The following is a 22,642-nucleotide window of genomic DNA, read 5'->3' as shown; positions in this document are numbered from 1 at the left end:
TTTATTTGTGCGCTTTACCGCTAAAAACATAATATCACCAAAGCCGTCCTATAAGCGTCGCACTGAGCTTGCCGAAGTGGACGGGGCTTTAAACCCAAATTTTCGGTAAAATCGTATTCTGGGAGTATTTCATTATCTTCGCTATCTGACTGTTCAGAGTTAATAGTCTTAATCATATTGATTCAGCTATATTTAACAAAGCAGACGAGTAAAGTTTAAAAGGAAAATTTTATTATGTCATCTCCAGAAATTACCACTGTAATTAAGATGATGGAATCTTTGCCTGAAGATGTACAAAACAGAGTTGTAGAACATCTTCGAGATTACTTGGAAGATTTGCAAGATGAATTAAAATGGGATAATTCATTTAAAACAACTCAATCAAAATTGATTGCATCTGCTCAACGTGCTAAAAGAGAGATTGCAGAAGGACTTGCGAAACCTATGGACTACGAGAATTTATAAATTCAGGATTTGGCTCTGGCTTCAGAAAACACTAGATTTGGTGTATGTAGAGGTACAGGTCATAAACACCTATGAAGTCAGCAACCCTTCCTTCTTTTTGGGATGAATATCAGTCTCTTAACAAGCAAGTTAGACAGAGTGCGAGAAAAGCTTATCGGTTATGGAGAGACAATCCTTTTCATCCGTCTTTACATTTCAAATGTATAAATAATCAGGAAAATATTTGGTCTGTCCGAATAACTCGCAATTATCGAGCAATTGGGATTTTGGCAGGTGATACAGTTATATGGTTCTGGATTGGTAGTCATGACGATTATGAGAGTTTTTTCTCATAGTCAGAATCAGGATGCTCAGGATTATAGGATTAAGAGGGCAGAGAAAGAGCCGATAAAAAATGTTGTCATCTTTTCAAACGCAACTCTCAATTCCTCTCTGCGACTCTGCGCCTCTGCGTGAAAAAAAATAATGTCGGGGCGGACAGCCGCCCACCCCTAAGAAAACTAGGTGACACCGAAGACAATCACTAAGCCCAAAACCGCCCCAAAAATAATTAAGGCATAGAATTGAGCGCGACCATTTTCTAGGTATTTCAGACCTTCACCACTGACGAGGGTAAAGAAGCCTGTGAGGTTAACAGCACCATCCACAACCCGGAAGTCAACTTCCATGACTTGTCTGGCTAGACGACGTAAGCCCAGAACAAAGACACGATGATAAATGTCATCAAAGTACCATTTGTTGAGGGATAGATTGTAAAGTGGTTTGATTTGAGATGCGATCGCCGCAGGGTCAATTTTACCCCGCAGGTACATCAGCGAAGCCAAGGTAATGCCAATTAAAGAAATACCCACTGAAGCCCCGGCCATGATGTAAAACTCATTGGGGTTGAACTCAGCAGCTTTTTCCACAACTTCCGCGAGGGTTTCGCTGGGGGGAAAAATAAACTCCTCGAAGTAATTAGCATAAGGTGTTCCCGCTAAACCAATCAACATTGAAGGTATAGCCAAAACAGCCAAAGGCAAAGTCATTGTCCACGGCGATTCATGGGGAGTATCACTGTGGTGTCCGTGGGCATCATGGCTACCAGATGCTGCCAATTCTCCTTGTTTCATGGCTCCAGGGCCAAAATTCGGTGCAGCTGCATCTAATTCCAAAATAATTGGCGCTGCGGCTTTTTTGAGTTTAGCCTTGATTTTCTCGTCAGTCCCCCGGAATTTGCCTTCAAATGTCATGAAGTACATTCTGAACATATAGAAAGCTGTAATCCCGGCAGTTAACCAGCCAATCAACCACAGCAGGGGATTAACTTCAAAGGCATTGCCGAGAATTTCATCTTTTGACCAAAAACCTGCAAAAGGTGGCACACCGGAAATGGCCAAGCAACCAATTAAGAAGGTAATGCCAGTCACGGGCATATACTTACGCAGTCCTCCCATCAAGCGCATATCCTGCGCTAAAACGGGGTCGTGACCAACAACGCCTTCCATACCGTGAATTACAGAACCGGAACCTAAGAACAACATGGCTTTAAAGTAGGCATGAGTCATCAGGTGGAATAATCCCGCACTGTATGAGCCTAAGCCCATAGCCATCACCATGTAGCCTAATTGGGAGATGGTGGAGTAAGCTAGACCCTTTTTGATGTCATTTTGGGTAATGGCAATGCTTGCCCCTAAAAACGCCGTAAATGCCCCCGTATAGGCGATGACGTTCATGGCGACTGGGACGTGTTCAAAGACTGGGTACATCCGGGCAATCAGGAACACCCCGGCGGCGACCATTGTGGCGGCGTGAATCAATGCAGAAATGGGGGTGGGGCCTTCCATTGCATCTGGGAGCCAGACATGGAGAGGAAATTGGGCGGATTTGGCTACTGGCCCTAAGAACACTAAAATCGCCAAGAGGATGGCGAGGAAGTTGCTGATAGAACCTGTTTCTACTAGTTGGGCTAGGCGATCGCCCATCACCCCAAAATCAAAGCTTCCCGTCGCCCAGAACAGTCCCAGGATGCCCAGTAGTAAACCAAAGTCACCCACCCGGTTAGTGACAAATGCCTTTTGACAAGCATCGGCTGCGGCTTTGCGATCATACCAAAAGCCGACCAGCAAGTAAGAACACATCCCCACTAGTTCCCAGAATATATAAATCTGCACAAGGTTGGGACTAACTACTAGACCCAACATTGAGGAACCAAATAAACTGAGATAGGCGTAAAACCTGACATATCCTGGGTCATGAGCCATATAGCCATCTGTATAGATCATGACTAATAGGGCTACTGTGGTGACAATCACCAACATCACGGCTGTTAAGTGGTCGATAGTGTAGCCCATGCTCAGGTGAAAATTCCCTGCTGCTGCCCATTCTAGGGTGCGGAGATAAGGCGCGTGTCCTTGAATTTGACTCCACAGCAAGGCCAGCGAGAAACTCATGGCTGTTCCCATCAGGGAGATGATCAATACAGCATTGAGTTGTCGGAGGCGGTTTGTCACCTGATTAAAAGAAATTAACCCTAGACCTACCAGCAATGCCCCTAAAAGGGGAAATACTGGAATCAGCCAGGCATACTCATAAATTACTTCCATCACTGATGCTTACTTTTAGTATTCTTGACTAAGGCAGAACTGTTAATAATTGTGACACACACCCTTGAGGATAAAATACCCCACCCAAAGCTTATTGGGCGGGGTAATTAAGCATGGTTTTATATTTTAGTCATTGATTACTAGGGAATCACAAGTGGATCATAGTGTTAGTCATTACCAGTAAATAGTCTGGTCTACCTGATTTATGCTGAACGACATTCCCAGTCTATTGTTGTGAGATTGTTGTATGTTTGAGAACGGTTGTTGTAGGTGAGTTTAATTTCTTCTAAAGCCAAGCGTAAGTCTTCTTTGCCACGAAAACCTTCGAGGCGATGGCGAACTATGCCATTTTCCACCAAGATTAAAGTTGGTAATGACTTGAGTTGATAAGTATTAGCCAATTTAAAATTATCGTCAGCGTTCACCCCTACTAACTTAATTTGCTCACTACATTGAGCATTAAATTGAAACAACAGAGGATGAATCAGGCGACACAAGCCACACCAGGGGGCTTCAAAATTAACTAAAACAGGGATGGGAGATTGTAAAACTTCTTGTGTAAATGTCCGCTCACTAACCGACAACACCATGATGCCTCTAAATTTATAAGGTTTTGATATTAAACTAGCTATCAGTCCCAGGAATCGCCAAGGCAGTCGTTGACTACATCAACTTTCGGGAAACCATAGTTATGCAACTATTACAGTGTTTATATTCACTGTGATTAAAAATCACGGAGATTCTTTCCGGGTATATTTTGGTTTTTTAACTCCTCTTTGTTGCTGTGTAAAAGGAAATTAGATTGTTGTGTTATCACTTCTCCATTGCAGGTATTTGACTGATAACCCACCAAGTAAGATCAAATATCAAACTGACTAAGCGCACCCCGACTGACAGCTATTTAAATTCATACTACATTGATTTGGTAGAAGTTGAACAGCAGAATTTCTGAGTCGTTACTATTTTCTGTTTCTGTTGGGGATCGTCTTAAACTACCATTGTATCCTACTAGTTGCTACCAGTAACAGGGGGTGCGCCCAAGATAACAGACCAATAAAAATTCCTACTCCTATGTAGGCAGGGCGGAGAAATTCTGGCCATTTGATCGATTGACGACCGTCAATAATTGCTTGGAAAGGAATAATTGATGTCCTTTGTTTCACTAGTTGAAAGGCTTCGCCATAGCGGGCGGTCAAGCGGCGATCGCCATGCCAAACTCCAAATAAGTGATGCAATATTAAGCCGAGGGAAGTCACCACTGTAAAGGTAGTTCCTAGCCACAGGGTGTGAGCTAAACACCAGATTATTTGTCCTACCATCTGAGGATGGCGGGTAATACGAATAATTCCCGTCTCGAATAGGTATACTTGGGGCTTTTGAATAGCGGCAATTTCTAGTAAATTGAAGGTAGCAGGATACAAAAATAAAAAGGAAATCGCTGATAATACCCAAACTACTTCTCTGATTCCTGGCACTGCCTGAACTTGCCAAAGTTGCAAACCATCATAACGATGATTGAAAAAGTAAATAATTAAAATTACAGCTAAAGGTAAACTAACTAGTGCAAAGCCAATGCGATAAAGCCTTGCTCCTATGTGTTTTTCTGCCCAAGGACGGAGGGCGGCTCCGCCACTGTGAGCGATCGCAAAAACTATTTGCAACCCCAACATGACAAAATGACTGGGAGTAAGCCAAGAATACAGCATAGTATACATAAGTGACGTTATTTAACCAAAATTTAACTCAGTACAACCAATACCACAAAGTTTTCACAAGGAGACTTTTATCAAAATGTCGTGGTACTACCTCTTCGGTAAAGCTTCCCAGTTGAATCTGCAACTCATTAACCATTACTTGCTGGGACTGTATACTTTGTCCTGGATGGCTGTGGTTAACTCAGAACTAATGACTCCGCAACGCGGATTAATTTGTTACCCAAACTGCTCCTTTCAAAATTTGTGGGTTGAGCCTTATGTCTGACCTTCCTTTTACTTTAGATCAGTTGCGTATCCTCAAGGCGATCTCCGCCGAAGGGAGTTTTAAACGCGCTGCTGATAGTCTTTATGTCTCCCAACCTGCTGTCAGTTTACAAGTCCAAAATTTAGAACGACAGCTGGATGTACCTTTATTCGACCGTGGAGGTCGTCGCGCCCAATTAACTGAAGCAGGTCATCTACTCCTGAGCTACGGGGAAAAAATCCTCAGTCTATGTCAGGAAACCTGCCGCGCCATTGAAGATTTACAAAATCTCCAAGGGGGTACTTTAATTGTCGGCGCTTCTCAAACCACTGGCACTTATTTATTACCGAAAATGATCGGGATGTTTCGCCAAAAATATCCTGATGTGGCAGTCCAGTTACACGTCCACTCTACCCGGCGCACAGCTTGGAGTGTGGCTAATGGACAAATTGACCTGGCAATTATTGGGGGTGAAATTCCGGCGGAACTGTCAGAATCTTTGGAAATCATACCCTACGCTGAGGATGAATTAGCCCTGATTTTACCGATATTTCATCCCTTTGCCAAACTGGACAAAATTCAAAAAGAAGACCTTTACAAACTCCAATTCATTGCTCTGGACTCCCAATCAACTATCCGTAAGGTGATTGATCAGGTTCTCACCCGCTCTGATATTGATACGAGGCGGTTTAAATTTGAAATGGAACTTAATTCTATAGAAGCCATCAAAAATGCCGTGCAGTCAGGCTTAGGTGCGGCTTTTGTCTCTACCTCAGCCATCGCTAAGGAATTACAAATGGGTGTACTCAGATGTATCCCGATTGAAGGTGTTGTGGTTAAGCGCACCCTGTGGATGATTTTTAATCCCAATCGCTATCGGTCTAAGGCAGCAGAAGCTTTTAGTCAGGAAATTTTACCCCAGTTTGCTACCCCAGAATGGGATCAAGATATGTTAAAATTATCACAAAAAAAATTGGTAGTAAATACACTGGATACAGCTACTACTAATCCTTCGGAAGAGGCTAACATCTCATAATTACTAATTCGTAGTTCGTAATTCGTAATCAATAAGTTGAGGATAAAATATCCGTAATTTATTGGTTGACAAAATACATTTTTTTAGTGGTTGGGAGTAAATCAATTTATTCATGGCAGAAAAATTACGAATTACGAATGATCAATTACGAATTATTCTGACTAATAAATAAAATGAAAGTTTACTGCACTCGTCCTAGTTGCTCTCGTCCAGAAAACTATTTTACAGATTTAGATGATGTTACGGCTCTGAAAACAACTCAACAAAAATACTGCACTAATTGTGGGATGCCTCTGCTGTTAGATGGTCGCTATGTGCCAACTAAGTTACTAGGAAGAGGGGGCTTTGGCACAGCATTTTTAGCACGCGATCGCCGCATACCGGGAATGCGTCAATGTGTAGTTAAGCAGTTCCAACCGGCGGGGAGTTTGTCCCCAACTCAACTAGAACAAGCACAAATATTATTTGAACGAGAAGCTGAAGTTTTAGCCCAAATAGGCAGCCAACACGACCAAATACCAGATTTATTTGCATTTTTTCCCATCACTCTCAATAGCTTGCAAGTAGGAAAAGAAGACCAGTTTTTTTACTTGGTACAAGAATACATCGATGGTCAGAACCTGGAGGAAGAAGCATTTGGTCAGGGCAAGTTTTCCGAAGATCAAGTTTTAGAACTACTACAAGAAATTCTGCCGGTTTTGCAGTTTGTCCATGATAAAAATATCATTCACAGAGATATTAAACCTTCTAATATTATGCGTCGGCGGGATGGAAAACTGTTTCTGCTAGATTTCGGCGCGGTGAAGCAGGTAACAAATGCCGCATCTGGTGGCGCGGCTTCTTCCACTGGTATTTATTCTATGGGATTTGCTCCCCCTGAACAAATGTCTGGAAGTCGAGTTTTTCCATCGACAGATTTATACGCCTTGGCTGTGACTATTCTGAATTTGCTTACGGGAGAGGAAGCCATTCAGTTGTTTGATACTTATACTAACCAGTGGAAATGGCGAGATCAAGTTACTGTCAGTTCTCGGTTGGCTAATGTTTTAGACAAAATGTTACTTCCGGCGGCAAATCAACGTTTTCAATCGGCTGATGATGTTCTCAGTGCGTTGTTTTATCAATCAAGTCCCACAGTATTACCACCACAACCCCAGCCGCAACCACAACCCCAGCCGCAACCACAACCACAACCACAGCCCGTAGTATCTCAACCAGCTTTTTCTACTTTGGAATTATTGGGTGGAGCTGCTTTTAGTGGATTTCAGGGGGCGTTAATTGCGATCGCAGTTTATAGTTTATTACCAAATCCCATAATTACTCTAGTAGTTGCGGCGGTAATTTTAGGGGGGCTAATTCTGGCTCAAATCAGGCGCTGGATTGAAAAATTTGATTTATTAATTATTCCCGGAATCACTTTTGCAATTATTTTCTTTCTGCCCTTTTTCCGTTTAGGTATTACTATTCAGGCCTTAGTGGTACTGGCATTAGCTGGGGGATTAGTAGCTATAGCAATCACAGCGATATTTCGCCTGATTTTTAAGGTATTATCTTTAATACTTTAAATATGCTTTAGCAATTGACTGGCGATAGATCAATTGCACATTTTATCGCTTCCACAAAGAAGCATTATAGTTGATAACTTAGGATATCCTATGTCTCAGAGAAATGAAACTACCGTACTTTTATTGTCCCTAATGGTTACAGTGGGGTTAGTTGGTGGTGGTTTATGGTTATTTAAAGATGAAATATTTCCCCAAAATTCGGCTGATAATGGTTCAACAACACCTAGTAATCAATCTATTGCCGATCGCATTAGTTTTGGCGAAAGGATTTTAACCCCAGGTGTGGTTAATCCAGGTAAACAAGCAGCTGTGCAAGCTTTAGCTAATCAAAATTATGGTGCAGCTATTTCTAGTTTAGAAACCTCTTTACAACAGCAGCGTAATGACCCAAAATCCCTGATATATCTGAATAATGCCCGCATTGGGTCTGATAAAAGCTATAGCATTGTCGCATCTGTACCTTTAGGTAGTGACCCCAATTCTGCTTTAGAAATTTTACGGGGTGTCGCCCAAGCTCAAAATGCGGTGAATGCTGCCGGTGGTATTAAGGGAGTACCTTTAAAGGTGGGGATAGCTAATGATGATGATAATCCCGCAATCTCTGAGCAAATCGCTGACAGCTTAGTTAATAATCGGGATGTATTGGGGGTAGTGGGACCGAATGCTAGTGATACAACTTTAGCAGCAGGTACTGTTTATGATAGTGGCAAATTAGTGGCCATTTCTCCCACTAGCACTTCTGTGAAAATTACTAACTTTAGTCCTTACGTTTTCCGCACAGTCCCTAGTGATTTTATGGCGGCCAGAAGCTTGGCTAATTATATGGTGAAAAATTTGCAGAAAACCCAGGCGGCTGTTTTCTTTAATTCCCAGAGTAACTATAGTCAATCTTTGAAAACTGAGTTTGTTTCCTCTCTTTCTCTGGAAGGGGGAAGGGTATTAAGTGAATTTGATTTGTCACAGGCTAATTTTAGTGCGGCTAGAAGTCTAGAAAGAGCAACTCAAGAAGGCGCAGAAGTTTTAATGTTAGCAAGTAATACTGAAACTTTGGATAAAGCCTTACAAGTAGTCCAAATTAACCGGAAAAGCTTAAATGTGCTAGGTGGGGATGATGTTTACAGCATCAAAACTTTAGAAGTTGGTGGGGAACAAGCATCGGGAATGGTAGTAGCAGTTCCTTGGCATATTTTAGGCGATCTCAACGCGGATTTTCCCCAACAATCTCGCCAGTTGTGGGGTGGTGATGTCAGTTGGCGCACAGCAATGGCTTATGATGCCACTGTTTCCCTAATTGCGGCCTTAGAACGAAATCCGACCCGTGAGGGTGTACAACAAGCACTTTTGTCTCCTGATTTTACCGCTAGTGGGGCGGCTGGGACAGTTCGATTTTTGCCTTCAGGCGATCGCAGCGCTGGTGTGCAGTTAGTAACAATAGTACCAGGTGAGCGATCGCGCACTGGCTATGATTTTGAACCAGTACCATAATCAGGGTATTAACCCAATCCCCAGCACCCATAAGAAGCAAGGGAGCGGGGAGCGGGGGGAGTTAGAGCAGCTTAACAACTTTTTTAGTTTGTCTCATTGTTGAAAATATTCTTTAAGGTTAGAAATTACTTGACACAGACCGCAGCTTAACAACCTTTCCTCTTCTCCCTTGCCCCCTGCCCCCTGCCTCTTCTAAAGAACAGCCATTAGCCCTTGCCGTTGTGGTGGACGCAAGGGCCATAAACTGCTCATGGATCGCAAATGCTCAGAATGTTACAGACAATTAAACCCTGACAATTAAGCAGTTGTAATTCTGCGCTCAGTATTATACCAATAACATTTAATCTCCCGGTTCAATGTTTTGGTAAACGGAACAAATCGAGCCTGGAAATTGTTTGACTAAGATAGTCTCCAGTTAAGCGGAATCTGTTTGTGGTGGTCAAACAGATTGCTCAAACCAAACAGTAAGTAATTGTTGCTGACTCTAACTTACTGCGGCTGTTTCTCATCAGATAGCAACTAAATTTTAGTTGACTCGATTAATGGAATCTGCTGGTAAACAAATGAGATTGTCTCCTTGGGTGAGAATTAAACCCCGTTGACGCAGCTTACCCATCAAGCGAGTTACGGTTACACGAGTTGAACCGATAGCGCTACCAATTTGGGCGTGAGTCAAGGGGAAAGGCAAAGCATAACCACGAATCACATCAGGATCAGTTTCGCTCATAGATGGCTCTCCATACTCCTCAATCAATAGTGTGAGGAATCCTAAGAGTCGATCAATGGTGCGTCGTTGTCCTAAAGCACTCAACCAAAGTAGTTTACGTTGGTGCTGATACCTAAAGGCATCCATCACTTCACGACGAAAATGAGGCCAGTTATCTAAGTCGTGCCAGTACATCCACAGCACCGCAGTTTGGTCAACGTGGGCGTATGCTTGGAGCGTGAATGGTGATTGGGCGACAATTTCAAACGGCTGTCCCGCACCCACAAAACCCAAGAAGGCTTCTTCTGGAGTTCGGTTAATGCGTCGAGAAGTTAACTGACTGGCAGTGGCACTAACTTGTGCGGTTCCTACCATACGAATGGCACCCCTTTGCACCAAGTAGAGCAAACCAGGCCGGGCTGGAATGCGTTCATCTTTGCTAAAGGTGCGGCAGCGATAGTGTTCTTGAGCCCAGTCAAGAATTCGTTGCCAAGTCAAAAAGGGGCGTGATGCCTCAGAAAAAGAAGATGGAGATTGCATAGGTAACAAAGAGCGTTCGGCTGAAGACAAAGACGTAATAAAAAGGTGCAAGGAGTGTCTTTGTGTTGGCGGAGTCGGCTTAACGCCTAACAGCGTCAGCCATCCAAAGAGTAGAAAAGCAGTTGTTTTGCACTCTACTCTTTTGTTATACATCCTACTGTACAATTATTGTAGTAAAGTTTACTTACTATTCATCGAATATTCATCAAATTTTATGCTACTCTCATTTTTCTTCATGAAGTTTAGATCTATATCTTAAGATAGTTGAAGAAAATATACAAATCACTAAAGGATACCTTTTTGGGGCATTATCCTGATATCTATAGCTACCAGTGAGTAATTATATAGCAATCAAGAGCTTATTAAACAGTTACTTTGTAGATGCACTGAGTTTTGATACTTTGGATGGGCAGTGGAATAGCAGGGAAGGGCAAAAATTGCCTCTATACCAGAGTAGAGATCATAGCCGAATTTTATACATTTCTGGTGCAGCTTTACAGTTGAGTAAATTTCATAATCAACCAACTCTGGAGATAGCTAGTGGTATTGTCTCTGTTTTATTAGCAAAGGACAGTGAGGCTTTTACCTTGGATGTAGTTCCTCCAGGATGGATTCATTTGCAATTAACTCAGGGGTTTTTAGCTGTTTGGTTGCAAAGATTGGTGGTGAGCAATGTCAAAGGGGAGGGAGAAATGGGAACCCGCAAAATTACTAGACATAATTCGTCCCGTTTGTTTGCCATTCAATACGCTCATGCTCGCTGCTATTCACTGTTACGGTTAGCTCACCGCGAAGGATTAATTAAACTTATAAATGATGGAATTTTGCTGTCAGCAGTAGAAATACCTTGGCTGAAGGATGAGCAAAAACTCCGCTTCACTCACCCAGCTGAGGGTTATTTGGTTTGGGAGTTGGTGCGGGTGATTGACAATTTAGAATGTCCTGATGTGAATGGTGAGGTGAATTGGGAAAAGTTGGCCTGGGATTTAAGCCAAGCTTTTGAGTCTTTTTGGTGTGAATGTCGGATTTGGGGAAAGGTGAAAATTTCTGCCCCTGAGTTAGCCCAAGCTAGATTAGGATTGATGATTGCTACACAGTGTGTTTTGCGGTGTTTACTGGTAGATCGACTGGGTGCTGTGGCTCCTGTGGAGTTTTGACTTATTTCATGATCTCGACTATATTATCTGGTGTGTGAGGAGCGAACCAGCGAAGGCACCGAGACGAAACACGGACAGTCGTCGGTGTCTTTTCTGATTTTTATTAGGACAGTAAGAATTTTTCGATGGCTGCGACTACTCCATCCTGCTCCACATCAGGTGCTACCCATTGAGCTACTTCTTGCACTCCTGCTGGCGCATTTCCCATCGCTACACCAATACCAGCATATTGCAGCATTTCTAAGTCATTAAAGTTATCACCAATTGTCATGACATTGTTGCTTTCTAAGCCTAGTAGTTCTTCGGCTATGTAACGCACCGCAGTTCCTTTGTTGACTAAGGGATTAGCAGCTTCAAAAAAGGTGGCTACAGATGTGGTTAAATACAGTTCTGCTGGTGTGTATTGGCGGCGTAGGTTTCCTAGTAGGTTGTTAATAACTTCAGCATCGTCGCATAAGGCTAAGATTTTTGTGGGTTCATTGGTGAGGACTTGGCGCAAATCACCTACGGGAATGGGGGTAATACCGGAACGTTGGGCATATATTTGAGTTTCTGGGCTCAAATCTCGGACGTAAAGCTGATCGTTGATGTAGAAGTGAACTGATAAGTGCGATCGCATCTGGGGCTGTTCAAAATAGTCTAGTAGTTGATGCGCCACGTCTCTGGAAACAGCCCAATGTCGATGAATTTTTTGGTTGGCTGGGTCTTGAATCCAAGCTCCTTGATAAGCTGATAGTGGTAGCATAGAGTTAATTTCTTGGTGGAAGCGTAAAGCTGAACAATACATTCGCCCAGTAGCGATCGCCACCTGGATTCCTCTGGCTTGTACCGCCGCGATCGCCTCTTTTACAGGTGCGCTGACAGTGTTAGACTCTCCAGAAATAGTCCCGTCTATATCTAAAACTAATAATTTAATATCTGGTGATGCAATATCATAATTATCAGTTTTTGTCAAATTAGAGGCAGATGCTTTGTCCATAAATTCCCTAGATTTCAACTCTCAGTATGAGGTTAGCAGTAATAGCGTGATGTCTCAATCTTCAGATGTTGTCACCTCCACAAGTCCCACGTTCATCTTGGTAGATGGACATTCCCTGGCGTTTCGTTCTTATTTCGCATTCGCTAAAGGAAGAGATGGCGGATTGCGGACTAAAACAGGGATTCCTACCAGTGTATGTTTTGGCTTTCTCAAATGTCTATTAGAAGTCATCGGGACACAAGAACCCGAAGCAATGGCGATCGCCTTTGATTTAGGATTACCCACTTTTCGCCACGAAGCTGATGATACCTATAAAGCAGATCGTCCCGGTACACCAGAAGACTTTGTTCCTGATTTAAAAAATCTCCAGGAATTGCTCCAAGGCTTAAACTTGCCCATTTTCACCGCTCCTGGTTATGAAGCCGATGATGTTTTAGGAACCCTAGCACAAAAAGCCACTGCTGCCGGGTATCAAGTTAAAATCTTAACAGGCGATCGGGATTTATTTCAACTAATTAACCCAGAACAACAAATCACCGTTTTAAATTTTAGCCCCGATGCTCTCAAACGCTCCACAAACAGCATCAGCGAATTTAGTACAGCAGAAGTCAAAGCTAAAATGGGTGTATTACCCACACAAATAGTTGACTTTAAAGCTCTCTGTGGTGACAAATCAGATAACATTCCTGGAGTCAAAGGAATAGGTGAAAAAACAGCCATAAATTTACTCAATACCTACGGTTCTCTGGCTAATATTTATGCAGCCATAGATGAAATTAAAGGCGCAACTCAGAAAAAACTGCAAGCGGGGAAAGCAGATGCGGAGAAATCCCAATACCTAGCGAAAATTGTGATAGAAGTTCCCCTAGAAATCGACTTAGAAAATTGTAAATTAACCGGATTTGACACCAGCATTCTCACACCGATTTTAGAGAAATTAGAATTTAAAACTTTTTTAAATAAAATCAACCAAATTCAGCAACGTTTTGGGGGACAAGTTGCACAAATATCTCCAGCAACTAACAACGAAGACGCAGAAGATATATCATTTTTTACTCCTGCTGAAACAGCCGCAGCTTCACAGCAAGTAGCGATACCAATTCAACCCAGAATTATTAACACCCCAGACCAATTAACAGAATTAGTCCACATATTAGAAACATTCACTAACCCAGCCACACCCGTCGCTTGGGACACAGAAACCACTGATTTAGAACCCAGAGATGCAACATTAGTAGGAATTGGCTGTTGTTGGGGAACGAAACCAGATGAATCAGCTTATATTCCTCTCGCTCATACAACTGGAAAAAACTTGAGTCGAGATATAGTATTACAAGAACTCACACCAATTCTCACCAGTCCTAATTATCCCAAAACTTTTCAAAATGGGAAATTTGACCGTTTAGTTTTTCGCTGTCAAGGAATTAAACTAGCGGGAATTGTCTTTGATACGATGTTAGCCAGTTATGTGATTAATCCCGACAATCGCCACAACTTAAATGATATAGCATTGCGTCATTTAGGATTAACATTAACCAGCTATGAAACTTTAGTTCCCAAAGGTCAAACCATTGCGGATATAGATATTCCTGCTGTCGCTAATTATTGCTGCTTCCAAGTTTACGCCACATGGCAACTTGTAGTAAAACTGCGGGAAGAACTAGAAAAAACTCCCGTTTTACATAAATTATTACTAGAAATAGAACAACCACTAGAAGCAGTTTTAGCAGAGATGGAATACACCGGGGTGATTATTGACTCAGCCTATCTGCAAGAACTTTCCCAACAACTAGAAATAGATTTAGCCAAATTAGAGGAAACCGCCACTTCCATCGCTGGAGAAACATTTAACTTAGGTTCTCCCAAACAATTAAGCGTTATCTTATTTGACAAATTGGGATTAAGTACCAAATATTCCCGCAAAATTAAAACTGGTTACTCTACCGATGTGGGAACATTAGAAAAACTCCAAGAAGTTGATCAAACTGGGTTTGTGGATGCCATCATTGAGTACCGCACCTTATCGAAATTAAAATCTACTTATGTAGATGCATTACCAGCATTAGTCCGCTCAGATACTCAGCGCATTCATACTAATTTTAATCAAACAGTTACAGCTACCGGTAGGTTATCTTCTTCTAGTCCCAACTTACAAAATATACCGATTCGGACAGCCTTTAGTCGCCAAATTCGCAAAGCATTTTTACCGGAATCAGGATATTTAATGGTAGCGGCTGATTACTCACAAATAGAGTTGAGAATTTTGGCTCATTTAAGTCAAGAACCGAGATTATTACAAGCGTATCAGCAAAATGAAGATATTCACACTGTTACGGCGCGGTTGGTATTTGACAAGGCAGATATTACATCAGATGAACGCAGAATAGCAAAAACTATTAATTTTGGTGTAATTTATGGGATGGGTTCCTTGAAATTTTCCCGTTCTACTGGGATAGATAAAAATATTGCTAATGAATTTATTAAGCGATTTAATAAACGTTATCCCCAGGTTTTTGCATATTTAGAAGGGGTGAAAAAACAAGCAATTTCCCAAGGTTATGTGGAAACTATACTCGGTCGGCGGCGTTATGTTGATTTTAAACATGATAGTTTAAGAAAACTCAGAAACAGCAATCCTGAAGACATTGATTTGAGCAAATTAAAAAATCTTGGTCCTGAAGATGCGGGATTATTGCGTTCTGCGGCTAATGCTCCTATTCAAGGTTCTAGTGCTGATATTATCAAGATAGCCATGATTAAACTGCATGAAGTTTTGCAGAAATATCAAGCGCGTTTGTTGTTACAAGTTCACGATGAGTTGGTATTTGAAGTTCCTCCCCAAGAGTGGGAAGAATTGCAACCACAAATTAAATCCGTGATGGAAAATGCTGTTTCTTTACGCATTCCATTATTAGTAGATGTCCGCGCCGGTGATAACTGGATGGAGACGAAGTGACACTTTCTTTCGTTATGGGGTTGGTATGCTGACTCCTGACAGCAGTTATCTTTGAATGGGTGGGAACAATGATAGTAGTTAGGAAAAATCTTCCTGTATTTTCTGCATAGGGATAGAGTTGGCGATCGCCATCATCTTGAGAAGATGATCAAAAGTCGCCTATGCAGATTCTGCATCCATAAAAGCTAGATGCAATCTGATGGCAATTACTTGTTTAAAACCCTATTGAGGTTTGAGTCCATCGTCTTCTTTCTTTAATATGCAATTAAAACATATTTATTGTCAGCAACAATTAATGTAATGGCAACGTGTTACATTAATTTAGTGTAACATAAATAAATATACTCGATTAATTTGAATTTCACAAAAGCAATATTCACACTTGCAATAATTCTATGTAATAGTGCTAGATGCTAAAACAGAAAGAGAAAAGCCAAAACAAACTCGGTTGGTCTTTAGATGATCGAGATCCCCAGTTTATTCAATCATTAATGCCTGTATTGGGATTTTTGTATCATTACTATTTTCGAGTTAAAACTAGTGGTTGGCATCATATTTCACCGGATCAAAAAGTCCTATTTGTGGGTTCCCACAATGGGGGACTATCGGCTCCAGATATGTCAATGATGATGTATGATTGGTTCCGCAAATTTGGCGTTGAAAAACCTGTTTACGGTCTGATGCATCCCAAGGTTTGGGAACTTACCCCTGAAATAGCAAAATTCGCTGCTAAGGCTGGAGCGGTGACGGCTCATCCAAAAATGGCTTATGCGGCTTTGCGTTCTGGCGCTAGTGTACTGGTATATCCTGGGGGAGCTGAAGATATATTCAGACCCCATCATTTGCGCCATCAAATTTATTTTGCAGGACGGCAAGGATTTATTAAACTAGCACTACGGGAGAATGTCCCCATTGTACCGGTGATTTCTGTTGGCGCTCATGATACTCTGTTTGTGTTGGCTGACGTGTATAAAACTTTGCAGCAATTCCATGAATGGGGAATGCCGTGGTTGTTTGGAATTGACCCGGTGGTGTTTCCTATTTATTTAGGATTACCTTGGGGATTAGGAATTGGACCCCTACCGAATATTCCCTTACCAGTGCCTATTCAAACACGGGTGTGTAAACCCATTATATTTGAACGATACGGCCGGGAGGCGGCAAGCGATCGCCACTATGTAGATGAGTGCTATCAATTAGTTGTGAATCAAATGCAGCAAGAGTTGGACGAATTAGTTAGTCTCAATGCGTGACCACTAGCGCTGGAGCCTATTTTTTGATCATTTCCAGGTGTTTACGTAAGTTTGAGAAATTCCACACGCTGAACCATCTTTTTAAACTGCTATCGGTTGTCGTACTTCTATAAGTTCACCAGTTAAACTAAAAGCGCGAACTTCAGTAATTTTTACCTTGACAACTTGCCCTTTTAATTGGTTGATGTCTCCGGTGAAGAAAGTTAAACGATTCCCACGAGTTCGCCCCATGACTTGGGTGGTATCTTTAGAATTTTGGTCTTCTACTAAGACCTCTTCAATGCGTCCCATGTAACGCTGCGATCGCTCGGATGCTTTAATGTTAACTAAATGGTTTAATCTTTGTAGGCGATCGCTTTTTACTTCTTCACTCAGTTGATTGGACCACAAAGCCGCAGGTGTACCCGGACGGGGAGAATATGCAGCAGTATTCAACAAATCAAAGCCAATATCCTCTACCAACTTCAGAGTGTTTTCAAACTGTGCTTCCGTCTCTCCAGGAAACCCGACAATCGCATCACCACTAATAGAAGCATCCGGCATATACCGACGAATCGTATCAATAATCCGGCGGTATTTCTCGTGAGTATAGCCCCGTGACATTGCTTTCAACAACTCATTATCCCCAGATTGAAAAGGAATATGAAAGTGTTCACATACCTTGGGTAACTCTGCACAAGCCTTAATTAACCTCTCAGTAAAATAACGGGGATGACTAGTAGCAAACCTTAACCGCTCTACTCCTGGGACATCATGCACATAGTAAAGTAAATCAGTGAAATTATGTAGATGGCGACCCTCTGGAGTTGTCCCCGGTAAATCTCTACCATAAGCGTCAATATTTTGCCCCAGAAGGGTAATTTCCTTATAGCCTTGTCGTCCTAATTCCTCCATTTCCGCACGTATAGCTTCTGGAGTGCGAGATTGTTCTACACCACGCACATTAGGAACCACACAATAGGTGCAGCGTTCATTACAACCATAAATTATATTTACCCAAGCAGTTACACTGCTGTCCCTCCGTGGCTGGGTAATATCTTCCATAATGTGAACCGACTCAGTAGCCACCACTTGATTACCATCAAATACTGATGTCAGCAAATCTTTAAGACGGTTGGCGTGTTGCGGCCCCATTACCAAATCTAATTCTGGCACGCGTCGTAACAGACTTTCTCCTTCCTGTTGAGCAACACAACCAGCCACAACTAAGGTTAAATTAGGCTGCTCATGCTTACGTTTAGCTTGTCTACCTAGATAAGAATATACCTTATGTTCAGCATTATCCCGAATCGTACAGGTATTGTAAAGAATCAAATCTGCCTCATTAGGATCTTCAGACCATTCAAAACCCATGTCTTCTAAAATACCAGCCATGCGCTCTGAATCGGCTTTATTCATTTGGCAACCGAAAGTAATAATGTGGTAACTACGATTAGAAGTGGTCATGGGCAATGATGCTGAGTTAGCAAATATATAGAATTTATCCCTATTCTATCCTAATGAAACAACAGTCCCATTACTTACTCTTCGCTGCTACTTTCAGATGACTCCGACTGCGCTGGTTCCCGACTACGCAGTAAAGAATCCCGCAACTGATTTTCATTAGAAGATGGAGGATTTTCTGTCGCACGGGGACGGCGATTTGTGCTTGGTTCGACAGCTTGAGTCGGTGCTGGTGGTGGTGGCGCTGCTGCTGGTTTTGGTGCTGGCGGTGGCGCTGCTGCTGGTTTTGGCGCTGGTGGTGGTGCAGGTTCTGGTTTTGGCGCTGGCGGTGGTGCGGGTTCTGGCTTTGGCGCTGGTGTTACGGGTTCTGGCTTTGGTGCTGAATTTGTAGAGGTTGACTCACGCTCAACATTTCGCAAAGAATCCCTCAGATTTGCTGGGCTAGAAGTAGGAGTCGCATTTGTCCTAGTTTCAGGGGATGAACCTGTGGCATTATTTTCAGCAGGTTGGCTAGGTGTTCTCACTGGTGGAGTTGCAGGTTTAGCTTCATTTGCAGGTGGTGTAGGAGTATTGGTAGTTCTTCTCTGGCGACTCCTTTCTCTGGCTGCTGCTTCTTCTTTTCTTTTCCGTTCCTCTCTTTGCCTTTCCTCAACTTGGCGGTGTCGCTGTGAACCTTCCAGGGCAAAGTCTGTAGCTATTGAAACACTGCGTCTCCCACCTTCTGAGGGTTCGAGTCTCCAACTAGCCGCTTGTTTCTTCATTTCTTCATCTAATCTTCTGTTACCACTTGAGCTAACAATTCGCACATTTGTAACATTACCTCTGGCATCAGTATCAACCGCTACTTCTACTCTGCCCTCAATGCCCTGCCGTCTAGCAAACTCTGGATAACTAGTATTACATTGAACGCAGGCCGCACGTCCAGTTAATGAACCATTGGGATTACCACGAGTATTACTAGGTTGTGGCTCGGTTCTTGCTGGAGTGGTTGGTACGGTAGTTGGCGCTGCTGCTACTGGTGCTGGGGGTGCAGAACGTTGGACTCTTGTATTGTTCGTGGGAGTAGAATTATTTGCTGTAGTTTCCTGGGTGACTCTGGAATCTCTAATACCATTTAAGGTTCCTCGTAGTTGGTTACTACTTTCATTTGTTAAGGGAGCAGGAATATTACTAGCTGTGGGTTCCGGAGTGACTCTGGAATCTCTAATACCACTTAACATTTCTTGTAGTTTGTTATTACTTTCAATTATCGGGGGAGCAGCAATGTTTGATTCTGACGATTCCGATGTCAGTAAAGATTCTAACTTGGCTACAGCTTCTTGCCGTGAGGGGGCGGTTGGTGGGGGTGGTGGTGCTGCTTGTAGTGGGGGTGGTGGTGGTGCTGCTTGTAGTGGGGGTGGTGGTGGTGCTGCTTGTGGTCGAGGTGGTGGCGGTGTTAAAGTCTCAACTCTTGGTGTTGGTGGGCTAAAGGTAGTTAGTGGTGGTGTAACTACAGGAGGTTGTGGCGTAATTTGTGGCTGGGACTCTGCTGCAATTACTTCGTTTCTCGTCGGCTCTGGTATTTTCTCTTCTTCAACAACTTCTTCTGGTGCTTTTTTTAGCTCCTCAAGAGGAAAATCAATAATTGTTATATCTATTGGTTCATCTTCAATCTCTGCTGGTACTCTCGTCAGCAGATTACCTATACCTAAAGAAAGTACAGTGATGTGTAAAGCCATAGAACCAATTAGGCTGTAAATCAGAAATTTCTTGAGAGCTTCATCTTCCCGCGAACGATATTCGATAGTAATACCATAAACGCCCATAGCTTATTGCTACCTATTGTCACCTACTCAGTTATATTAAAACTAGAGCCTAAAAATGACAAGTCGAAAGTTAAAAAATTTTTCGGTAATGTGACAATGGCTGAATATACAGGAAATTTTATGTGAGTTAGGTAAATAAGTCACAAAGAAGAGTTATAGGAAGCAGTTAAACCCTTAATATGATTATTTGCAATAGTTATTATTCCCAATAGTAAAATCTTATTTTTTGCCACATGAGAAGATTGTTAATATTAGTGTGTGTACTGAATTTAGTGAGCAACTGTGGTATCTTTTTCTGTGGGTTGTCTCTAACCTCTGTGTATTAAGCAGTTAATAGGTGGTTTCAAAAAAAATATCACCACAAAAAACTCTCTTTGCAGTAGGCTTGTAGCATCTCAACGCTAGTAATCATATTTTTATGACTTCCTTAATTCGTTTCTTGATGTGCGCCCCTGACCACTACGATGTGGATTATGTGATTAATCCTTGGATGGAGGGGAATATTCACAAGTCTTCGCGCGATCGCGCCGTAGAACAGTGGGAGAAGCTGTACCACATCCTGAAACAACACGCTATTGTGGATTTAGTTACCCCTGAAATCGGTTGGCCTGACATGGTGTTTACCGCCAACGCTGGTTTAGTATTGGGTCAAAATGTCGTTCTCAGTCGATTTCTGCATAAAGAACGTCAAGGTGAAGAGCCTTTCTTTAAAAACTGGTTTGAGCAAAACGGTTATACGGTTAATTTACTCCCCAAAGATTTACCCTTTGAAGGTGCTGGTGATGCACTTTTAGACAGGGAAGGACGTTGGTTATGGGCTGGATATGGCTTCCGCTCAGAATTAGATTCTCACCCTTACTTGGCTCAATGGCTAGATATTGAGGTGCTATCTCTGCGACTAATTGATGAGCGCTTCTATCACCTAGATACTTGCTTTTGTCCCCTAGCTAACGGCTATTTATTGTATTATCCTGGCGCTTTTGATGCTTATTCCAACCGCTTAATAGAAATGCGAGTTGCACCAGAAAAGCGGATAGCAATTACAGAAGCTGATGCTGTCAACTTTGCCTGTAATACGGTGAATGTGGAAAGCATTGTGATTATGAATAAAGCCAGCAATACTTTAAAAGCACGTTTAACAGATGTTGGTTTCCGAGTCATTGAAACGCCTCTGACAGAATTTCTGAAAGCCGGTGGTGCAGCTAAATGTCTCACGCTGCGTGTCACAGAACCATTAGATACAGAAATTCATGCTACTGTCTCGGTAGAAAGCCGGGTAATTCGCATGGAAGGGCATTTGCTAGACTCTGGCTTGATTAACCAAGCTCTAGATTTGATTGTGGATACTGGTGGAAGTTTCCAAGTAATGAACTTTAACTTGGGAGAACAACGCCAAAGTACATCTGCGGCTGAGGTACGGGTTTCTGCGCCTTCTCATGAGGTGATGGAAGAAATCATCTCTCAGTTAATTGATTTGGGGGCTGTAAATTTACCCCAAGATGAACGGGATGCTAAATTACAGCCTGTGATTCAAGCTGGGGTGGCTCCTGATGATTTCTATGTGAGTACGATTTATCCTACGGAAGTGCGGATTAATGGTGAATGGGTGCGGGTGCAGAATCAACGCATGGATGGCGCGATCGCCATTACTCAAACTGCCAACGGTTTGGTAGGTAGGTGTAAACTGTTACGTGATTTAGAAGTCGGGGACAAAGTAATTGTTGATGTTCTCGGTATCCGGACTATCCGCAAAACAGAATCACGGGAACAGCGTAACTCTCAAGAATTTAGCTTTATGTCAGCCGGGGTTTCCAGCGAAAGACGTGTAGAACTTGTGGTTGAGCAAGTAGCTTGGGAATTACGTAAAATTAGGGATGCTGGCGGTAAAGTAGTTGTCACTGCGGGTCCTGTAGTGATTCACACTGGTGGTGGCGAACATTTAGCGCAACTGATGAGGGAAGGATATGTCCAGGCGCTCTTGGGTGGTAATGCGATCGCAGTCCATGACATAGAGCAAAATATGATGGGGACTTCCCTGGGTGTAGATATGAAGAGGGGTGTAGCCGTTCGTGGTGGACATCGACATCACCTCAAAGTCATTAATATTATCCGTCGTTATGGCAGCATTGCCAAGGCTGTGGAAGCGGGAGTAATTAAAAGTGGCGTGATGTATGAGTGTGTCTCTAATAACATACCTTTTAGCCTCGCTGGTTCTATTCGGGATGATGGACCCTTACCTGATACCCAAATGAATTTAATTAAAGCACAGGAAGAATACGCCAAACTCATTGAAGGTGCAGAGATGATTTTAATGCTATCGTCAATGCTCCATTCTATCGGTGTGGGGAATATGACTCCGGCTGGGGTGAAAATGGTCTGTGTGGATATTAATCCGGCTGTTGTAACTAAGTTAAGCGATCGCGGTTCAGTGGAATCGGTGGGTGTGGTGACTGATGTCGGCTTGTTCCTCAGTCTGTTGATTCAGCAATTGGATAAGTTGACAAGTCCCTATATTGCTAGTGTAGGTTAAGGAAATAGATGTTCCTTATTGCGGACATCATTTACTTTATGGGTAATTATGTATGTCCGCAAACTACAATGAGTTTTAACTTTAGCTCCAAACTATTCCTATGTTTTATGACCAGACGAAAGCACAATAGACTCATCCGCGAATCATAAATGCCTACCAGGAGAGAGTGACAAGGAAT

At 42.5% G+C, this 22,642-nt stretch carries 16 protein-coding genes; 9 read left to right on the top strand and 7 right to left on the bottom strand.

What is annotated here, in order from left to right; genetic code table 11:
- The first annotated feature begins 234 nt into the window (after nucleotides 1–234).
- On the top strand, nucleotides 235–465 hold the full coding sequence (locus tag ACM0OP_RS19070; protein ID WP_414530000.1) for a hypothetical protein: 231 nt from the start codon (nucleotides 235–237) through the stop codon (nucleotides 463–465).
- Between the two features lie 71 nt (nucleotides 466–536).
- Nucleotides 537–800: a ParE family toxin-like protein gene (locus tag ACM0OP_RS24590; RefSeq protein ID WP_462362467.1), complete on the top strand. Its 264-nt coding sequence runs from the start codon at nucleotides 537–539 to the stop codon at nucleotides 798–800.
- 165 nt (nucleotides 801–965) lie between these two features.
- Here ACM0OP_RS24590 and ACM0OP_RS19065 read toward each other — a convergent pair whose 3' ends face one another.
- The 3 genes from ACM0OP_RS19065 to ACM0OP_RS19055 all read right to left on the bottom strand — a co-directional run bounded on the left by ACM0OP_RS19065 (nucleotide 966) and on the right by ACM0OP_RS19055 (nucleotide 4,756).
- Nucleotides 966–3,050, bottom strand: a complete 2,085-nt coding sequence (locus tag ACM0OP_RS19065; protein WP_414529999.1) for an NAD(P)H-quinone oxidoreductase subunit 5 — start codon at nucleotides 3,048–3,050, stop codon at nucleotides 966–968.
- Nucleotides 3,051–3,253: 203 nt separating this feature from the next.
- Nucleotides 3,254–3,640 carry a thioredoxin family protein gene (locus tag ACM0OP_RS19060; protein ID WP_414529998.1) on the bottom strand — a complete coding sequence of 129 codons (387 nt, stop codon included), beginning with the start codon at nucleotides 3,638–3,640 and terminating at the stop codon, nucleotides 3,254–3,256.
- A gap of 402 nt (nucleotides 3,641–4,042) precedes the next feature.
- The gene (locus tag ACM0OP_RS19055) at nucleotides 4,043–4,756 is read right to left on the bottom strand and encodes an NnrU family protein (RefSeq protein ID WP_414529997.1); all 714 of its coding nucleotides are present in this window, start codon (nucleotides 4,754–4,756) and stop codon (nucleotides 4,043–4,045) included.
- A 266-nt stretch (nucleotides 4,757–5,022) separates the two neighbouring features.
- Here ACM0OP_RS19055 and ACM0OP_RS19050 point away from each other — a divergent pair, with 266 nt between their 5' ends.
- The 3 genes from ACM0OP_RS19050 to ACM0OP_RS19040 all read left to right on the top strand — a co-directional run bounded on the left by ACM0OP_RS19050 (nucleotide 5,023) and on the right by ACM0OP_RS19040 (nucleotide 9,095).
- Nucleotides 5,023–6,045: a LysR family transcriptional regulator gene (locus tag ACM0OP_RS19050; protein ID WP_414529996.1), complete on the top strand. Its 1,023-nt coding sequence runs from the start codon at nucleotides 5,023–5,025 to the stop codon at nucleotides 6,043–6,045.
- A 173-nt stretch (nucleotides 6,046–6,218) separates the two neighbouring features.
- Complete coding sequence (locus tag ACM0OP_RS19045) at nucleotides 6,219–7,610, top strand: protein kinase domain-containing protein (RefSeq protein WP_414529995.1); 1,392 nt, start codon at nucleotides 6,219–6,221, stop codon at nucleotides 7,608–7,610.
- Nucleotides 7,611–7,700: 90 nt separating this feature from the next.
- Nucleotides 7,701–9,095: an ABC transporter substrate-binding protein gene (locus ACM0OP_RS19040; protein WP_414529994.1), complete on the top strand. Its 1,395-nt coding sequence runs from the start codon at nucleotides 7,701–7,703 to the stop codon at nucleotides 9,093–9,095.
- Between the two features lie 526 nt (nucleotides 9,096–9,621).
- On the opposite strand, the gene ACM0OP_RS19035 is transcribed toward ACM0OP_RS19040, so the two are convergent.
- Nucleotides 9,622–10,341 (bottom strand): Crp/Fnr family transcriptional regulator, encoded by a 720-nt coding sequence (locus tag ACM0OP_RS19035; RefSeq protein ID WP_006198059.1) that lies wholly within the window; start codon nucleotides 10,339–10,341, stop codon nucleotides 9,622–9,624.
- 332 nt (nucleotides 10,342–10,673) lie between these two features.
- Between ACM0OP_RS19035 and ACM0OP_RS19030 the strand changes: the two genes are divergently transcribed.
- Nucleotides 10,674–11,498 carry a DALR anticodon-binding domain-containing protein gene (locus ACM0OP_RS19030; protein ID WP_414529993.1) on the top strand — a complete coding sequence of 275 codons (825 nt, stop codon included), beginning with the start codon at nucleotides 10,674–10,676 and terminating at the stop codon, nucleotides 11,496–11,498.
- A 103-nt stretch (nucleotides 11,499–11,601) separates the two neighbouring features.
- On the opposite strand, the gene ACM0OP_RS19025 is transcribed toward ACM0OP_RS19030, so the two are convergent.
- Nucleotides 11,602–12,477, bottom strand: a complete 876-nt coding sequence (locus ACM0OP_RS19025) for a Cof-type HAD-IIB family hydrolase (protein WP_414529992.1) — start codon at nucleotides 12,475–12,477, stop codon at nucleotides 11,602–11,604.
- A gap of 49 nt (nucleotides 12,478–12,526) precedes the next feature.
- On the opposite strand from ACM0OP_RS19025, the gene polA reads away from it, so the two are divergent.
- Nucleotides 12,527–15,433 carry a DNA polymerase I gene (polA, locus tag ACM0OP_RS19020; protein WP_414529991.1) on the top strand — a complete coding sequence of 969 codons (2,907 nt, stop codon included), beginning with the start codon at nucleotides 12,527–12,529 and terminating at the stop codon, nucleotides 15,431–15,433.
- A gap of 410 nt (nucleotides 15,434–15,843) precedes the next feature.
- A complete protein-coding gene (locus ACM0OP_RS19015) occupies nucleotides 15,844–16,686 on the top strand; it encodes a lysophospholipid acyltransferase family protein (RefSeq protein ID WP_414529990.1) in 843 nt (280 codons plus the stop codon).
- A gap of 81 nt (nucleotides 16,687–16,767) precedes the next feature.
- Here the strand turns inward: ACM0OP_RS19015 and miaB are convergent, their stop codons facing one another.
- Entirely contained in the window at nucleotides 16,768–18,132 is a 1,365-nt protein-coding gene (miaB, locus tag ACM0OP_RS19010) for a tRNA (N6-isopentenyl adenosine(37)-C2)-methylthiotransferase MiaB (RefSeq protein ID WP_414529989.1), read from the bottom strand.
- 74 nt (nucleotides 18,133–18,206) lie between these two features.
- Nucleotides 18,207–19,934 (bottom strand): energy transducer TonB, encoded by a 1,728-nt coding sequence (locus tag ACM0OP_RS19005; RefSeq protein ID WP_414529988.1) that lies wholly within the window; start codon nucleotides 19,932–19,934, stop codon nucleotides 18,207–18,209.
- A gap of 418 nt (nucleotides 19,935–20,352) precedes the next feature.
- Here ACM0OP_RS19005 and argZ point away from each other — a divergent pair, with 418 nt between their 5' ends.
- Nucleotides 20,353–22,464, top strand: coding sequence for a bifunctional arginine dihydrolase/ornithine cyclodeaminase (gene argZ / locus ACM0OP_RS19000; RefSeq protein WP_414529987.1), 2,112 nt, complete (start codon nucleotides 20,353–20,355; stop codon nucleotides 22,462–22,464).
- The last annotated feature ends 178 nt before the right edge of the window (nucleotides 22,465–22,642 follow it).

The sequence above is a fragment of the Nodularia chucula CCY0103 genome (genome assembly GCF_963923915.1).
Classification (GTDB): Bacteria; Cyanobacteriota; Cyanobacteriia; order Cyanobacteriales; family Nostocaceae; genus Nodularia; species Nodularia chucula.
Note: the sequence above shows the minus strand (reverse complement) of the source record. Positions and strands in the feature narration are given on the sequence as shown.

What these genes read in the sequence shown, in the direction of transcription:
- ACM0OP_RS24590 (WP_462362467.1), top strand. Translation starts at nt 537, where the DNA reads ATGAAGTCAGCAACCCTTCCTTCTTTTTGGGATGAATATCAGTCTCTT.
- ACM0OP_RS19070 (WP_414530000.1), top strand. Translation starts at nt 235, where the DNA reads ATGTCATCTCCAGAAATTACCACTGTAATTAAGATGATGGAATCTTTG.
- ACM0OP_RS19005 (WP_414529988.1), bottom strand. Translation starts at nt 19,934, where the DNA reads ATGGGCGTTTATGGTATTACTATCGAATATCGTTCGCGGGAAGATGAA.
- ACM0OP_RS19040 (WP_414529994.1), top strand. Translation starts at nt 7,701, where the DNA reads ATGTCTCAGAGAAATGAAACTACCGTACTTTTATTGTCCCTAATGGTT.
- polA (WP_414529991.1), top strand. Translation starts at nt 12,527, where the DNA reads ATGTCTCAATCTTCAGATGTTGTCACCTCCACAAGTCCCACGTTCATC.
- ACM0OP_RS19025 (WP_414529992.1), bottom strand. Translation starts at nt 12,477, where the DNA reads ATGGACAAAGCATCTGCCTCTAATTTGACAAAAACTGATAATTATGAT.
- ACM0OP_RS19065 (WP_414529999.1), bottom strand. Translation starts at nt 3,050, where the DNA reads ATGGAAGTAATTTATGAGTATGCCTGGCTGATTCCAGTATTTCCCCTT.
- ACM0OP_RS19055 (WP_414529997.1), bottom strand. Translation starts at nt 4,756, where the DNA reads ATGCTGTATTCTTGGCTTACTCCCAGTCATTTTGTCATGTTGGGGTTG.
- ACM0OP_RS19060 (WP_414529998.1), bottom strand. Translation starts at nt 3,640, where the DNA reads ATGGTGTTGTCGGTTAGTGAGCGGACATTTACACAAGAAGTTTTACAA.
- ACM0OP_RS19050 (WP_414529996.1), top strand. Translation starts at nt 5,023, where the DNA reads ATGTCTGACCTTCCTTTTACTTTAGATCAGTTGCGTATCCTCAAGGCG.
- ACM0OP_RS19015 (WP_414529990.1), top strand. Translation starts at nt 15,844, where the DNA reads ATGCTAAAACAGAAAGAGAAAAGCCAAAACAAACTCGGTTGGTCTTTA.
- ACM0OP_RS19045 (WP_414529995.1), top strand. Translation starts at nt 6,219, where the DNA reads ATGAAAGTTTACTGCACTCGTCCTAGTTGCTCTCGTCCAGAAAACTAT.
- miaB (WP_414529989.1), bottom strand. Translation starts at nt 18,132, where the DNA reads ATGACCACTTCTAATCGTAGTTACCACATTATTACTTTCGGTTGCCAA.
- ACM0OP_RS19035 (WP_006198059.1), bottom strand. Translation starts at nt 10,341, where the DNA reads ATGCAATCTCCATCTTCTTTTTCTGAGGCATCACGCCCCTTTTTGACT.
- argZ (WP_414529987.1), top strand. Translation starts at nt 20,353, where the DNA reads ATGACTTCCTTAATTCGTTTCTTGATGTGCGCCCCTGACCACTACGAT.